The sequence below is a fragment of the Xylophilus ampelinus genome (assembly GCF_003217575.1).
Taxonomy (GTDB): domain Bacteria; phylum Pseudomonadota; class Gammaproteobacteria; order Burkholderiales; family Burkholderiaceae_C; genus Xylophilus; species Xylophilus ampelinus.
Map to the genome: position 1 here is coordinate 62399 of NZ_QJTC01000001.1, position 13916 is coordinate 76314.

Below are 13916 nucleotides of genomic sequence, written 5' to 3' on the forward strand. Positions count from 1 at the left end.
CCTCCCGCTTTCCGCCCCATCCCTTTTTTTAGCAACCTGAGAAAGAGACGAGACGCCATGACCGACCTGACCAAACGATCCCTCCTGCGCGTGGCCGCTCTGACGGCCGTGGCTTCCGCCGCCCTGGTGGGCTGCGGCAAGAAGGAAGAGCCGGCGCCGGTGGCCGCCGGCACGCCCGCACCCGCCGCCATCGGCCCTCTGAAGATCGCGTTCGCGTACGTCGGCCCGGTGGGCGACGGCGGCTGGTCTTTCGCGCACGACAATGGCCGCAAGGCGATCGAGAAGGAATTCGGCGACAAGGTCGTGACCAGTTTTGTCGAAAACGTGCCCGAATCGGCCGATGCCGAGCGCGTGCTGCGCGACATGGCAAGCCAGGGCAACAAGCTGATCTTCGGCACCACCTTCGGCTACATGGAAACGATCCGGAAGATCGCACCCGATTTCAAGGACGTGAAGTTCGAGCATGCGACCGGCTACAAGACCGCCGAGAACGTCCGCACCTACGACAGCCGCACTTATGAAGGCGCCTACATGGCCGGCGTGATCGCCGGCGCCATGACCAGGTCCAACGTGCTGGGCGTGGTCGGCTCGGTGCCGATCCCCGAGGTGATCCGCAACATCAACAGCTTCACGCTGGGCGCCCAGTCGGTCAACCCGAAGATCAGCACCAAGGTGGTCTGGGTCAACGAGTGGTTCAGCCCGCCCAAGGAAACCGAAGCCGCCACCTCGCTGATCAACGGCGGTGCCGACATCCTGTTCCAGAACACCGATTCGGCCGCCGTGCTGAAGACCGCCCAGGAAAAAGGCAAGCGCGCTTTCGGCTGGGACAGCGACATGACCGCCTACGGTCCCAAGGCCCATCTGGGCTCGGCCGTGATCAACTGGGGTCCTTACTACGTCAAGGCCACCAAAGACGCGCTGCAAGGCACCTGGACGACCGGCAAGAGCTGGTGGGGCGTGAAGGAGGGCGCGATCGACATGGTCTCCATCGCCGAGGACGTGCCCGCCGAAACCAAGGCCAAGGTCGAGCGGATCAAGGCCGGCCTGAAGGACGGCAGCTTCTCGATCTGGAAAGGCCCGATGGTCGACAACACCGGCAAGGAACAACTGGCAGCCGACAAGGTGGCGGACGACGAGTTCCTGGGTGGGGTGAAGTTCTATGTGAAGGGTGTGGAAGGGACTGTGCCGAACTGAGGCTGCACGTGCTGGGGTCGGTCTTATGCCGGTCCGCTGCATCCGGCGTCTAGCGGGGACGCAAGGCTTGGTCTACATCGTGCAAGGGACTCAGCCGTGACGTGTACGGATCGTAGACCATGGATCCCTGGCCGGTAAGGGAAATAAATTCGATGTTCTCATCCATGCGTGTGTGCCGGCTAAAAAGATTCGGGGGGAATCTGCCTTCAAGAAAAGCCCGTTGTTGAGGACTGAGCATCGGCTGCGGACTGCTCAGGTCCTCGCCTTCGGTTTCTGGCGACGTCAGTCGCCTCAAATAATCTGCGGCCTGGAGGTACTGCACTTGCGACATTCGTCCGGCATTTGCCCGGTTTTCGTAAATACCGAGTAAGGTCGAAGCGCGGCGAGTCGTTAAATTGCCGTGGCTTTCCGGGTTGTCTCTTCTCCTGGCGCAAAGGTCGGCCAGAATTGCATTCGCTTGCGCGTTCAACCGATCGGTCCTGTCTTGAGTTCTCGGAGGGCGCGTCGAATCTTCGGATGAACTGTAATCGTCGTCCGAGGGGTGTACGGAATGGGACGGGCCGACCGGATCGATGGGCATTGCATGCTCCTCTGGATAAACGTGAATCGACATTAGCCGTCGGGGCTGTTCGCGACCTCGCATGCACGAACCGATGTGCAGGCTGACGAATTGCGCACCGACAACCGATCGATCAACACCTCGCTCGCCCGGTTCAGCCCCACCACCTCCACGCGGCAGCCGTGGTGCTCCAGCCGCTGCACCACCTTGTCGAGCGCGGCGATCGCGGTCACGTCCCAGAAATGGGCTTGCGATACGTCGATGCGCACCGGGCGACCCTCGGCGCCCAGGATGTCGAATGCGTCGACGAAGGCGTCGGCGGAGGCGAAGAAGACCTGGCCGCGCACCTGCCAGCGGCGGGTGCCCCTGCTGTCACCTATGGCACCGGCGTCTTCGTCGTGCGCCCGCACCTCCAGCAGTCGCGCCACCTTGAAGGTGAAGAGCACGCCGCTCATCACCACGCCCACCGCCACGCCGGCGGCCAGGTTGTGGGTGGCCAGGGTGACGGCCACGGTGGCCAGCATCACGGCGCTGCTGCTGCGCGGATGGCGCACCAGGGTGCCGGCCGATTTCCAGTCGAAGGTCTCGGCCGACACCATCACCATGATCGCCACCAGCGCGACCACCGGCACCTGCGACACCCAGGGCTTCAACGCCACCATCAGGATCAGCAAAAACACGCCGGCGAACAGGGTGGAGAGCCGGCCCCGGCCGCCGTACTTCACGTTGCCCACCGTCTGGCCGATCATCCCGCAGCCGGCGATGCCCCCGAACAGGCTGGCGGCGATGTTGGCCAGACCCAGGCCGGCGCATTCGCGGTTCTTGCTGCTTGGGGTGTCGGTCAGTTCGTCGACCACCCGGGCGGTCATCAGCGATTCGAGCAAGCCGACCATCGCGATCGCGAGGGCGGGCAGGGCGATCAGCCGCAGGGTGTCGAGCGAGACCGGCACGCCGGGCCAGCCGAAGGCGGGCAGGCTGTCGGGCAGTTGGCCCAGGTCGGCCACGGTGGCGACCCGCAGGTGCCACGCGGCCGCGACGATGCTCAGCACCACGATGCAGACCAGCGGCGACGGGATGACGGTGAACGCCCGCAGCCGCAAGCGCGGCAGTCCGTAGATCAATGCCAGGCCCAGCGCCAGCAAGGCCCAGGTGGCGGGCGTGGTGCCGCGCAGGTGCGGCAGCTGCGCCGCGAAGATCAGCACCGCCAGCGCGTTGACGAAGCCGGTGCGCACCGAGCTGGAGACGAAACGCATCAGCACGCCCAGCCGCAGCATTCCGAAGACGACCTGCACCACGCCCGCCAGCAACCCGGCCGCCAATAGGTAGGGCAGTCCGTGCGACTGCACCAGCGGCGCCGCGACCAGCGCCACCGACCCGGCCGCCGCCGACACCATCGCCGGCCGGCCGCCGGTGAAGGCGATCACGATGCTGATGACGAAAGAAGCGAACAGGCCCACCGCCGGATCTACGCCCGCGACGAACGAGAACGCGATCACCTCCGGTATCAGCGCGAAGGTGGCCACCGCGCCCGCCAGCAGTTCGCGCGGCAGGCTGGGGCACCATTCGGCGCGCAGGCGGGCCAGGGAGAGGGCGTGTGGCTGGGACATGGAGAGATGGCGCTGCAACGGTACGGGGGAATCGGAGCGAGACGGAAGAGACGGAAGACGGGGCAGGGGCAGGGGCAGGGGCAGGGGCAGGGGCAGGGGCGGCCAGTACACACCGGCGCGGCGGCTGCACGGGCTTCACTGGGGAAACGTCCGGCCGCTTCGCACGGTGGCGAAGCCGGCGATGGTAAGCCCATCCGCCCCGTCGGGGGAGCAAGCCCGCCACCCGACCGGCACCGGTCGGCCGATGCCCCCTTGCGCGAGCCCCCGAGTGCGCTGCCGGGATACTGCATGCCGACCCGAGCGCCCACTGCCTCGGCTCCAGCGTGGTGGCCCATGCCGGCGGCTACTTGTGCGAGCATGCGGGCTGGCTGCCGCTGCCGGCCGCGTGGGCGGCACTGTTCTCGCTGGCCGGCGGGCGCGCCGCACGCACCTGAATATCCCGGAGTCTTCTTCCATGAGCACCATACCCTTCGACCTTCCCGCTATTCCTGCCGACCGCATCCCCGACCTGCTGCGTGCCATGCCCAAGGCCGAGCTGCACATCCACATCGAGGGCTCGCTGGAGCCTGAGCTGATCTTCGCGCTGGCCGAGCGCAACGGCGTGGCGCTGCCCTATGCCGACGTGGCGGCGCTGCGCAGCGCCTACGCCTTCACCGACCTGCAGAGCTTCCTCGACATCTACTACGCCGGGGCCAGCGTGCTGCTGCAGGCGCAGGATTTCCACGACACGGCGATGGCCTATTTCGCCCGCGCCGCGGCCGACCATGTGGTGCGCGCCGAGATATTCTTCGACCCGCAGACCCACACTGCCCGCGGCGTGCCGATGGCCACCGTGATCGAGGGCTTGCACCGCGCCTGCACCGACGCCAAGGCCCGCTTCGGCATCGACGCCGAGTTGATCCTGTGCTTCCTGCGCCACCTTAGCGAAGAGGACGCCTTCGCCACGCTGGAGGCCGCGCTGCCGTTGCGCGACCGGTTCATCGGCGTGGGCCTCGACAGCAGCGAGCTGGGCCACCCGCCCGAGAAGTTCGCCCGGGTCTTCGCCCGCTGCCGCGAGCTGGGCCTGCACATCGTCGCCCACGCGGGCGAAGAGGGGCCGCCGGCCTATATCTGGAGCGCGCTCGACGTGCTGAAGGCCGAGCGCATCGACCACGGCGTGCAGGCGATCCACGATCCGGCGCTGATGCGGCGGCTGGCGCAGGACCGGATCGCGCTGACGGTGTGCCCGCTGTCGAACCAGAAGCTCTGCGTCTTCCCTGACCTGGCCGACCACAACCTGGGCGCGCTGCTGGATGCGGGCCTGGTCGCCACCGTCAACTCCGACGACCCGGCTTACTTCGGCGGCTACATGACCGACAACTTCCTGCAGGTGTTCGAGGCGACGGGCCTGACCGCGCAGCACGCCTACCAGCTGGGACGCAACGCGTTCGAAGGCAGCTTCGCCGCGCCTGCCGATCGGCAGCGCTACCTGGCGCAGCTCGATGCGGTGTTCGAGGGCTTTCGGTAGGCCGCCGTTTCGCCGGCCGGGCACCGGTTCGACGTGCGGCGTGATCCCGGCGGCTGCAGAAGCGTCGACAGACCCAGACCTGATGCTATATTATTGATAGCTAGATGTCGGCGTCCCGCGCCGGCTGGGGCCACATTCATTCCCACAAACGATAAAGCCGCCCCAGGGCGGCTTTCGCCACGGTGCCGGCGAACCAGTAGCGGCTCAGATTACCTGGGCGATCGATGCGCAGACGTAGTCGATGTTCTTGCCGTTGAGCGCGGCCACGCACATGCGGCCGGTGTCGGTGCCGTACACGCCGAACTCGCTGCGCAGGCGGACCATCTGGTCCTTGCTCAAGCCCGAGTAGCTGAACATGCCGATCTGCTGGGTGATGAAGGACATGTCCTGCTGCACGCCGGCGGCCTTCAGGCCGTCTACCAGCTTTTGGCGCATCGCCTTGATCCGCGCCCGCATCTCGCCCAGCTCCTTCTCCCACAGGGTGCGCAGTTCGGGCGAATCGAGCACCGCGGCCACCACCGCGCCGCCGTGCGTGGGCGGGTTGGAGTAGTTGGTACGGATCACGATCTTGAGTTGGCTCAGCACGCGGGAGGCTTCCTCCTTCGAGGCGCACAGCACCGACAGGGCGCCCACGCGCTCGCCGTAGAGGCTGAAGCTCTTCGAGAACGAGGTCGAGACGAAGAAGGTCAGGCCCGCGTCGACGAACTTGCCGATCACCGCGCCGTCCTCGGCGATGCCGTGTCCGAAGCCCTGGTAGGCCATGTCGAGGAAGGCGACCAGGTTCTGCGCCTTGACGGCGGCGACCACCTCGTCCCACTGTGCGGCGGTGATGTCGTAGCCGGTCGGGTTGTGGCAGCAGGCGTGCAGCACGACGACGGTGCCGGCGGCAGCGGCCTTGAGCGTGGCCAGCATGCCGTCGAAATCGACGCAGCGCTTGGCCGCGTCGTAGTAGGGGTAGGTATCGACCACGAAACCGGCGTTGGTGAACAGCGCGCGGTGGTTCTCCCAGCTCGGGTCGCTGATCAGCACTTTGGCATCGGGATTCAGCCGCTTGAGGAAATCGGCACCGACCTTCAGGCCGCCGGTGCCGCCGATGCCCTGCACCGTGGCCACGCGGCCCGAGGTGACCGGCTCGCTGCCCACGCCGAAGACCAGGCCCTTGACCGCGGCGTCGTAGGCTGCGATGCCGTCGATCGGCAGGTAGCCGCGCGCCTTGGGCGCCTCCATCATCCGCTTCTCGGCGGCCTGTACGCATTGCAACAGGGGCAGCTTGCCGTTGTCGTCGTAGTAGACGCCTACGCCCAGGTTGACCTTGTTCGGGTTGGTGTCGGCGGCGAATTGCTCGTTCAGGCCCAGAATAGGATCGCGCGGGGCCATTTCGACGGCGGTAAACAGAGACATCGGAAAATATCCTCAGGGAAATTGGGACGCTGGAGACGGGGAGGCGCGCCGTAGCGCAAGCGGTCCGGGCGGCGGCCCGACAGGGCCACAACCCTTGAATCGGCGCCCCGCGGGACCATCTGGAATTCTACCCATGCACCGTCGGCGCAGCGTCTGCGCCGCGCCACCACGACTGCACCCATGCCCGAACCAGCCGAAGTCATCTCCGAGATCCCCGCCGAACGCGAGGGCACCTTCGTCACCTTCCCCGGTTCGCCGTTCGAGCTGTTCCAGCCGTACCCGCCGGCCGGCGACCAACCCGCCGCCATCGAAAAGCTGGTGGAGGGCGTGCAGGACGGTGAAGTTTTCCAGACGCTGCTCGGCGTGACCGGCTCGGGCAAGACCTTCACCATGGCCAACGTGATCGCGCGGCTGGGCCGGCCGGCGATCGTCTTCGCGCCCAACAAGACGCTGGCGGCGCAGCTCTACAGCGAGTTCCGCGAGTTCTTCCCGAAGAACGCGGTCGAGTACTTCGTCAGCTACTACGACTACTACCAGCCCGAGGCCTATGTGCCCCAGCGCGACCTGTTCATCGAGAAGGACAGCGCGATCAACGAGCACATCGAGCAGATGCGGCTGTCGGCCACCAAGAGCGTGCTGGAGCGGCGCGACGTGGTGATCGTCGCCTCGGTGAGCGCGATCTACGGCATCGGAGCACCCGAGGACTACACCCAGATGCGGTTCATCCTCAAGGTGGGCGGCAAGCAGAGCCAGCGCGAGGCGATCGCCCAGCTGATCCGGATGCAGTACACCCGCAACGAGGCGGATTTCTCGCGCGGCACCTTCCGGGTGCGGGGCGATACGATCGACGTCTTTCCGGCCGAGCATTCCGAGCTGGCGATCCGCATCGAGCTGTTCGACGACGAGGTCGAGTCGCTGCAGCTGTTCGATCCGCTCACCGGCCGCATTCGCCAGAAGGTGCCGCGCTTCGTGGTCTACCCGGCCAGCCACTACGTCACGCCGCGCGAGAAGGTGCTGTCGGCGGTCGAGGCGATCAAGCTGGAGCTGAGCGACCGCCTCAAGCAGTTCGTGTCGGAAGGCAAGCTGGTCGAGGCGCAGCGGCTGGAGCAGCGCACCCGGTTCGACCTGGAAATGCTCGCCGAGATCGGCCACTGCAAGGGCATCGAGAACTACTCGCGCCACCTGAGCGGCGCGCCGCCGGGCGCGCCGCCCGCCACGCTGACCGACTACCTGCCGAAGGACTCGGTCATGTTCCTGGACGAGAGCCACGTCATGATCGGCCAGCTGGGCGGCATGTACAACGGCGACCGGGCGCGCAAGAGCACCCTGGTGGACTACGGCTTCCGGCTGCCCTCGGCCCTCGACAACCGGCCGCTCAAGTTCGACGAATTCGAGACACGGATGCACCAGGTCGTGTTCGTTTCGGCCACGCCCGCCCAGTACGAGCAGGACAACGCCGGCCAGGTGGTCGAGCAGGTGGTGCGGCCGACCGGGCTGGTCGACCCGGTCGTCGAGGTGCGCCCGGCCACCCACCAGGTCGACGACGTGCTGCAGGAGATCCGCATCCGCGTCGAGAAGAACGAGCGGGTGCTGATCACCACCCTGACCAAGCGGATGGCCGAGCAGCTGACCGACTACCTGGGCGACAACGGCGTCAAGGTGCGCTACCTGCACAGCGACATCGACACGGTCGAGCGGGTCGAGATCCTGCGCGACCTGCGGCTGGGCACCTTCGACGTGCTGGTGGGCATCAACCTGCTGCGCGAAGGCCTGGACATCCCCGAAGTGTCGCTGGTGGCGATCCTCGATGCCGACAAGGAAGGTTTCCTGCGCGCCGAGCGCTCGCTGATCCAGACCATCGGCCGGGCGGCACGCAACCTCAACGGCCGCGCGATCCTCTACGCCGACAAGATGACCGACTCGATGAAGAAGGCCATAGGCGAGACCGAGCGGCGCCGCGCCAAGCAGATCGCCTGGAACGAGGCCAACGGCATCACGCCGCGCAGCATCGTCAAGCAGGTGCGCGACCTGATCGACGGCGTCTACAGCGAGAAGTCGGGCCGCGACGAGGCTGCGCTCGACCAGAGCGCCATGCAGAAGGCCCGGGTGGAGGACATGTCCGAGAAGGACGTGGCCCGCGAAGTCAAGCGCATCGAAAAGCAGATGCTGGAACACGCCCGCAACCTCGAGTTCGAGAAGGCCGCGCGGCTGCGCGACCAGCTGGCGTTGCTGAAGGAACGCGCGTTCGGCGCGCCGGGCAGCGACAACATCGCGATCTTCCCTGTAGCCGGTGGCTAGGCAAAAGGGAAGGGGTACCCGACCGGTAGTGCGGGTCTTGTGCTATACTTGACGGAAATACTCAACAACAACAAAGCCCGCGATGAAGGGCTTCGTACAGAGCGTTCTGTGCTGAAGTAAAACGGGTGGAGACCGTGTCCAGGCGTCCAGAAGATGCCCGGATTGTTCTGAAAATGCTACAGCCTTTCAAGGAGCTGCCATGCGTCTCACTACCAAGGGTCGTTTCGCCGTGACCGCCATGATCGATCTGGCCCTGCGCCAGAATAACGGCCCCGTCACGCTCGCCGCGATCAGCCAGCGCCAGCAAATTTCCCTGTCGTACCTGGAACAACTGTTCGGTAAGCTGCGCCGCCACGAACTGGTCGAATCGACCCGCGGCCCCGGCGGCGGCTACACCCTCGGCCGCAAGGCGGCCGACATCACCGTGGCCGACATCATCGTCTCGGTCGACGAGCCGATCGACGCCACCCACTGCGGCGGCAAGGAAAACTGCCTGGGCGAAGCGGGCCGCTGCATGACCCACGAGCTGTGGGCCTCGTTGAACCAGCGCATGGTGGAGTTCCTGGACTCGGTCACGCTGCAAAAGCTGGTCGACGAACAGATCGCCAAGGGCGTACAGATCGAGGACCGGCCCGTCGTGCGCCGTGCGATCTCCAGCACGCCGGTGGTCAAGCCGATCCGGGTCAACGCGCCGAATTCGGTGTTCGCCCTCGGCAACGTCTTCGCCAAATCCTGACATCCGCAGCGCCCGGCTGCCACCGCAGCCGGGCCGCGTGCTTCTTGCCAGCCATACAGCCAGCAATCGATCGAGCCAGCCATGGACATGACCCCGCATTTCCCCATTTACCTTGATTATGGTGCCACCACGCCGGTAGACCCGCGCGTCGTCGACGCGATGATCCCCTGGTTGCGCGAACACTTCGGCAACCCGGCTTCGCGCAGCCACGCCTGGGGCTGGGAAGCCGAAGAGATCGTCGAGAAATCGCGTGGTTACGTCGCCGACCTGATCGGTGCCGACCCGCGCGAGATCGTGTGGACCAGCGGCGCGACCGAATCGATCAACCTGGCCCTTAAGGGTGCCGCCCAGTTCTACAAGACCAAGGGCAAGCACCTGATCACGCTCAAGACCGAGCACAAGGCCGTGCTCGATACGATGCGCGAGCTGGAGCGCCAGGGCTTCGACGTGACCTACCTCGACGTCGAGGAAGACGGCCTGGTCGATCTCGACAAGCTGAAGGCGGCGATCCGGCCCGACACCATCCTCATCAGCGTGCTCTTCGTCAACAACGAGATCGGCGTGATCCAGGACATTCCCGCGATCGGCGCGATGTGCCGCGAGAAGGGCATCCTGTTCCACGTCGACGCGGCGCAGGCAACCGGCCGTGTCGAGATCGACATGAAAAAGCTGCCGATCGACCTGATGAGCATGACCGCGCACAAGACCTACGGCCCGAAGGGCGTCGGTGCGCTGTTCGTGCGCCGCAAGCCGCGGGTGCGCCTCGAAGCGCAGATCCATGGCGGTGGCCACGAGCGCGGCATGCGGTCGGGCACGCTGCCGACCCACCAGATCGTCGGCATGGGCGAGGCCTTCCGCCTCATCAAGCTGGAGATGGCCGAGGTGAACGCCAAGGCGAAGGCGCTGCAGCAGCGCCTGCTGGACGGGCTGAAGGACATCGAGCAGGTGTTCATCAACGGCAGCATGGAGCGCCGGGTGCCGCAGAACCTCAACATCAGCTTCAATTTCGTCGAAGGCGAATCGCTGATCATGGGCATCAAGGGCCTGGCGGTGTCGTCGGGCTCGGCCTGCACCTCGGCCAGCCTGGAGCCCAGCTACGTGCTGCGCGCCCTGGGCCGCAGCGACGAGCTGGCCCACAGCAGCCTGCGCATGACCATCGGCCGCTACACGACCGAGGAAGAGATCGACTACGCGATCGCCACCATCCGCCAGAACGTCGCCAAGCTGCGCGAACTGAGCCCGCTCTGGGAGATGTACCAGGACGGCATCGACATCAGCACCATCCAGTGGGCCGCGCACTGACACGCGCCCCGGGACTCACACACCACGAATAGAAAAAGGTATCCATCATGGCTTACTCCGAAAAAGTGATCGACCACTATGAAAATCCCCGCAACGTCGGCTCCTTCGAGAAGGGCGACGACAGCGTGGGCACCGGCATGGTGGGCGCGCCCGCCTGCGGCGACGTGATGAAGCTGCAGATCAAGGTCAATCCCGACACCGGCGTGATCGAAGACGCACGTTTCAAGACCTACGGTTGCGGTTCTGCCATCGCGTCGTCGTCGCTGGTGACCGAATGGGTCAAGGGCAAGACGCTCGACGAGGCGGCAGCGCTCAAGAACAGCGTCATCGCCGAGGAACTGGCCTTGCCGCCGGTGAAGGTGCACTGCTCGATCCTTGCCGAAGACGCGATCAAGGCGGCGGTCGACGACTACCGCAAGAAGCATGTGGCGTTCGCCGCCGCGGTGGCCTGATCCATGTCCGTCACCCTGACCGAAGCCGCCGCGCGGCATGTGAGTCGGTACCTGGCCAAGCGTGGTAAGGGCGTGGGCGTGCGCCTGGGGGTCAAAACCACCGGCTGCTCGGGCTTGGCCTACAAGCTCGAGTACGTGGACGACCCGGTAGAAGGTGACGTGCTGTTCGAGGACCACGGTGTGAAGGTCATGATCGACCCGAAGAGCCTGGCCTACATCGACGGCACCCAGCTCGACTTCGTGCGCGAAGGCCTCAACGAAGGCTTCAAGTTCAACAACCCGAACGAGCGCGACCGTTGCGGCTGCGGCGAAAGCTTCCGCATCTGACCTTCTTCGGCTCGCCGGCCCAGGACCGCCTCCACCTCGGTGCCGGCGGTTTTTTTATGCAATGAACCTGCAATCCACCGACTTCGAACTCTTCGGCGTACCGCACACCTTCCGCCAGGACGCGGCGGTGCTAGACGCCCGCTGGAAGGAACTGCAGCGCAGCGCCCATCCCGACCGCTTCGCAGCCGACAGCGGCGCGGCGCGACGCGCGGCGATGCAGTGGTCGGTGCGGATCAACGAGGCCTACCGTCGGCTGAAGAATCCGCTCAAGCGCGCGGCCTATCTCTGCGAGCTGAACGGCGCGCCGATCGAGGCCGAGAACAACACCGCGATGCCCGGCGCCTTCCTGGTCCAGCAGATGGAGTGGCGCGAAGCCCTCGACGAGGCGGCCGATGCCGCCGCCATCGAGGCCCTGTCGGCCGAGACGACGGCCGCGCGCACGGAGACGCTGGCACGCTGCGCCGCGCTGATCGACGAGGCGCACGACCACGCGGCGGCCGCGAAGCAGGTCAGAGCCCTCATGTTCATTGCGCGCTTTGCCGACGATGTCGATGCCCGCCGGGAGCAACTGGGACAATAGCCGGCTGCCGCACCTCGCCGCCGCCCCGCGCGGCGGCCCTCTCCAGGATATTTCTTTCTTCATGGCGCTACTCCAGATCTCCGAACCGCACCAGGCCCCCGATCCGCACCAGCGGCGCATCGCGGTGGGCATCGACCTCGGCACCACGCATTCTCTCGTCGCCGCGGTCCGCAGCGGCGTGGCCGAATGCCTGCCCGATGCGGACGGCAACCGGCTGCTGCCGTCGGTCGTGCGCTACCTCTCGGCGCAGGGCCGGCAGATCGGCCAGGCCGCCCGCGACAGCCAGACGCAGGATCCGGAGAACACCATCGTCTCGGTCAAGCGGCTGATGGGCCGCGGCCTGGCCGACATCGTCCGTCCCGACAGGCTTGCCTACCAGCTGGTGGCGCCGGAAGGCGAGGGCGGCATGGTCGGCGTGCGGACGGTGGCGGGCGTGAAGTCGCCGGTCGAGATCAGCGCCGAGATCCTCGCCAGCCTGCGCCAGCGCGCCGAGGACACCTTCGACGACGACATCTACGGTGCCGTCATCACCGTGCCGGCGTACTTCGACGACGCGCAGCGCCAGGCCACCAAGGATGCGGCGCACCTCGCCGGCCTCGAACTGCTGCGCCTGATCAACGAGCCCACCGCCGCCGCGATCGCCTACGGCCTCGACAACGGCAGCGAGGGTGTCTACGCGATCTACGACTTGGGTGGCGGCACCTTCGACATCTCGGTGCTGCGGCTGACCGCGGGCGTCTTCGAGGTGATCGCGACCGGCGGCGATTCGGCCCTGGGCGGCGACGACTACGACGCGCTGCTGGCCGACCTGCTGCTCGCCAGGAGCGGCCTGGTCGCCGATACGCCCGCCGACCGGGCTGCGTTGCGCCAGGCCGCCCGTACCTGCAAGGAGCAGTTGTCTGCTACGGAATCGATAGCTGGTAGCCTGCAACTGGCAACGGCTAGCGGCACTTTCGACATCACGCGCGCCGAATTCGACCGGGCGACGCAGGCCCTCACCGTCCGCACCATGGCCGCGGTGCGCCGCACGCTGCGCGATGCCGAGTTGCAGCCCGACGAGGTGCAGGGCGTGGTGATGGTCGGCGGCTCCACCCGTATGCCGCAGATCCGCGCCGCGGTAGCCGCGTACTTCGGCCGCGAGCCGCTCACCGACCTCGATCCTGACCAGGTCGTGGCCGTCGGCGCCGCCATCCAGGCCAACCAGCTCGCCGGCCATGCGGGCGCCGAAGACCTGTTGCTGCTCGACGTGGTGCCCCTGTCGCTCGGCATCGAGACCATGGGCGGACTGGTCGAGCGCATCATCTCCCGCAACGAGACGATCCCGACCGCCAAGGCGCAGGACTTCACCACCTACCAGGACGGCCAGACGGCCCTGGCGCTGCACGTGGTGCAGGGCGAGCGCGACCTGGTCGCCGATTGCCGGAGTCTGGCGCGCTTCGAGTTGCGCGGCATACCGCCGATGGCTGCCGGCGCGGCCCGCATCCGGGTGTCGTTCACCGTCGATGCCGACGGCCTGCTGAGCGTGTCGGCCCGCGAGCAGGGCAGCGGTGTCGAGGCGCGAATCGACGTGAAGCCGTCGTACGGCCTCTCCGACAACGAGATCGCTCGCATGCTGCAGGAGAGCTTCAGCACTGCCCGCGAAGACATGGCCGCCCGCGCGCTGGCCGAGGCACGGGTCGATGCCGACCGCATGCTGCTGGCCACCCGCACCGCGCTGGCCGCCGACGGCGACCTGCTGGACGCCGCCGAGCGCGGCCGGATCGACGCGTTGATTTCCGCGTTGGAAACTGCGGCGCGCGAGTCGGACGATGCGGCTGCCATCGTCGCCGCGACGCAGGCGCTCGCCAACGCGACCGAAGCCTTCGCCGCCGAGCGGATGAACCGCGGCATCCGCCGCGCGCTGGCCGGCCGCAAGGTCGACGCGCTCTGATCGCTGTCCACCCGTCTTCGACA

12 protein-coding genes are annotated in these 13916 nt (G+C 66.7%); 9 read left to right on the forward strand and 3 right to left on the reverse strand.

The window, feature by feature from the left end:
- Positions 1–57 precede the first annotated feature (57 nt).
- Positions 58–1194, forward strand: a complete 1137-nt coding sequence (locus tag DFQ15_RS00265) for a BMP family ABC transporter substrate-binding protein (protein ID WP_110464037.1) — start codon at positions 58–60, stop codon at positions 1192–1194.
- 49 nt (positions 1195–1243) lie between these two features.
- Here DFQ15_RS00265 and DFQ15_RS16870 read toward each other — a convergent pair whose 3' ends face one another.
- Both DFQ15_RS16870 and DFQ15_RS00270 read right to left on the reverse strand, forming a co-directional pair.
- Positions 1244–1774, reverse strand: coding sequence for a hypothetical protein (locus tag DFQ15_RS16870; protein ID WP_146228602.1), 531 nt, complete (start codon positions 1772–1774; stop codon positions 1244–1246).
- A 32-nt stretch (positions 1775–1806) separates the two neighbouring features.
- Positions 1807–3360: a SulP family inorganic anion transporter gene (locus DFQ15_RS00270; protein ID WP_110464038.1), complete on the reverse strand. Its 1554-nt coding sequence runs from the start codon at positions 3358–3360 to the stop codon at positions 1807–1809.
- A 454-nt stretch (positions 3361–3814) separates the two neighbouring features.
- Between DFQ15_RS00270 and DFQ15_RS00275 the strand changes: the two genes are divergently transcribed.
- On the forward strand, positions 3815–4867 hold the full coding sequence (locus DFQ15_RS00275) for an adenosine deaminase (RefSeq protein ID WP_110464039.1): 1053 nt from the start codon (positions 3815–3817) through the stop codon (positions 4865–4867).
- Between the two features lie 204 nt (positions 4868–5071).
- On the opposite strand, the gene DFQ15_RS00280 is transcribed toward DFQ15_RS00275, so the two are convergent.
- Positions 5072–6268 (reverse strand): amino acid aminotransferase, encoded by a 1197-nt coding sequence (locus DFQ15_RS00280; RefSeq protein WP_110464040.1) that lies wholly within the window; start codon positions 6266–6268, stop codon positions 5072–5074.
- 180 nt (positions 6269–6448) lie between these two features.
- Between DFQ15_RS00280 and uvrB the strand changes: the two genes are divergently transcribed.
- The 7 genes from uvrB to hscA all read left to right on the forward strand — a co-directional run bounded on the left by uvrB (position 6449) and on the right by hscA (position 13893).
- A complete protein-coding gene (gene uvrB / locus DFQ15_RS00285) occupies positions 6449–8566 on the forward strand; it encodes an excinuclease ABC subunit UvrB (protein WP_110464041.1) in 2118 nt (705 codons plus the stop codon).
- A 199-nt stretch (positions 8567–8765) separates the two neighbouring features.
- Positions 8766–9302 (forward strand): Fe-S cluster assembly transcriptional regulator IscR, encoded by a 537-nt coding sequence (iscR, locus tag DFQ15_RS00290; protein ID WP_055837945.1) that lies wholly within the window; start codon positions 8766–8768, stop codon positions 9300–9302.
- 81 nt (positions 9303–9383) lie between these two features.
- On the forward strand, positions 9384–10604 hold the full coding sequence (locus tag DFQ15_RS00295) for an IscS subfamily cysteine desulfurase (RefSeq protein ID WP_110464042.1): 1221 nt from the start codon (positions 9384–9386) through the stop codon (positions 10602–10604).
- A 47-nt stretch (positions 10605–10651) separates the two neighbouring features.
- Complete coding sequence (gene iscU / locus DFQ15_RS00300; RefSeq protein WP_110464043.1) at positions 10652–11056, forward strand: Fe-S cluster assembly scaffold IscU; 405 nt, start codon at positions 10652–10654, stop codon at positions 11054–11056.
- 3 nt (positions 11057–11059) lie between these two features.
- On the forward strand, positions 11060–11383 hold the full coding sequence (gene iscA, locus DFQ15_RS00305) for an iron-sulfur cluster assembly protein IscA (protein WP_110464044.1): 324 nt from the start codon (positions 11060–11062) through the stop codon (positions 11381–11383).
- A 61-nt stretch (positions 11384–11444) separates the two neighbouring features.
- Complete coding sequence (hscB, locus tag DFQ15_RS00310; RefSeq protein ID WP_110464045.1) at positions 11445–11963, forward strand: Fe-S protein assembly co-chaperone HscB; 519 nt, start codon at positions 11445–11447, stop codon at positions 11961–11963.
- 61 nt (positions 11964–12024) lie between these two features.
- A complete protein-coding gene (gene hscA, locus DFQ15_RS00315) occupies positions 12025–13893 on the forward strand; it encodes a Fe-S protein assembly chaperone HscA (protein WP_110464248.1) in 1869 nt (622 codons plus the stop codon).
- The last annotated feature ends 23 nt before the right edge of the window (positions 13894–13916 follow it).

Excerpts from the sequence above, each read along its gene's own strand:
- DFQ15_RS00265 (WP_110464037.1), top strand. The coding sequence starts at position 58 with ATGACCGACCTGACCAAACGATCCCTCCTGCGCGTGGCCGCTCTGACG.
- DFQ15_RS00280 (WP_110464040.1), bottom strand. The coding sequence starts at position 6,268 with ATGTCTCTGTTTACCGCCGTCGAAATGGCCCCGCGCGATCCTATTCTG.
- iscA (WP_110464044.1), top strand. The coding sequence starts at position 11,060 with ATGTCCGTCACCCTGACCGAAGCCGCCGCGCGGCATGTGAGTCGGTAC.
- hscA (WP_110464248.1), top strand. The coding sequence starts at position 12,025 with ATGGCGCTACTCCAGATCTCCGAACCGCACCAGGCCCCCGATCCGCAC.
- DFQ15_RS16870 (WP_146228602.1), bottom strand. The coding sequence starts at position 1,774 with ATGCCCATCGATCCGGTCGGCCCGTCCCATTCCGTACACCCCTCGGAC.
- DFQ15_RS00270 (WP_110464038.1), bottom strand. The coding sequence starts at position 3,360 with ATGTCCCAGCCACACGCCCTCTCCCTGGCCCGCCTGCGCGCCGAATGG.
- DFQ15_RS00295 (WP_110464042.1), top strand. The coding sequence starts at position 9,384 with ATGGACATGACCCCGCATTTCCCCATTTACCTTGATTATGGTGCCACC.
- iscR (WP_055837945.1), top strand. The coding sequence starts at position 8,766 with ATGCGTCTCACTACCAAGGGTCGTTTCGCCGTGACCGCCATGATCGAT.
- DFQ15_RS00275 (WP_110464039.1), top strand. The coding sequence starts at position 3,815 with ATGAGCACCATACCCTTCGACCTTCCCGCTATTCCTGCCGACCGCATC.
- iscU (WP_110464043.1), top strand. The coding sequence starts at position 10,652 with ATGGCTTACTCCGAAAAAGTGATCGACCACTATGAAAATCCCCGCAAC.
- hscB (WP_110464045.1), top strand. The coding sequence starts at position 11,445 with ATGAACCTGCAATCCACCGACTTCGAACTCTTCGGCGTACCGCACACC.
- uvrB (WP_110464041.1), top strand. The coding sequence starts at position 6,449 with ATGCCCGAACCAGCCGAAGTCATCTCCGAGATCCCCGCCGAACGCGAG.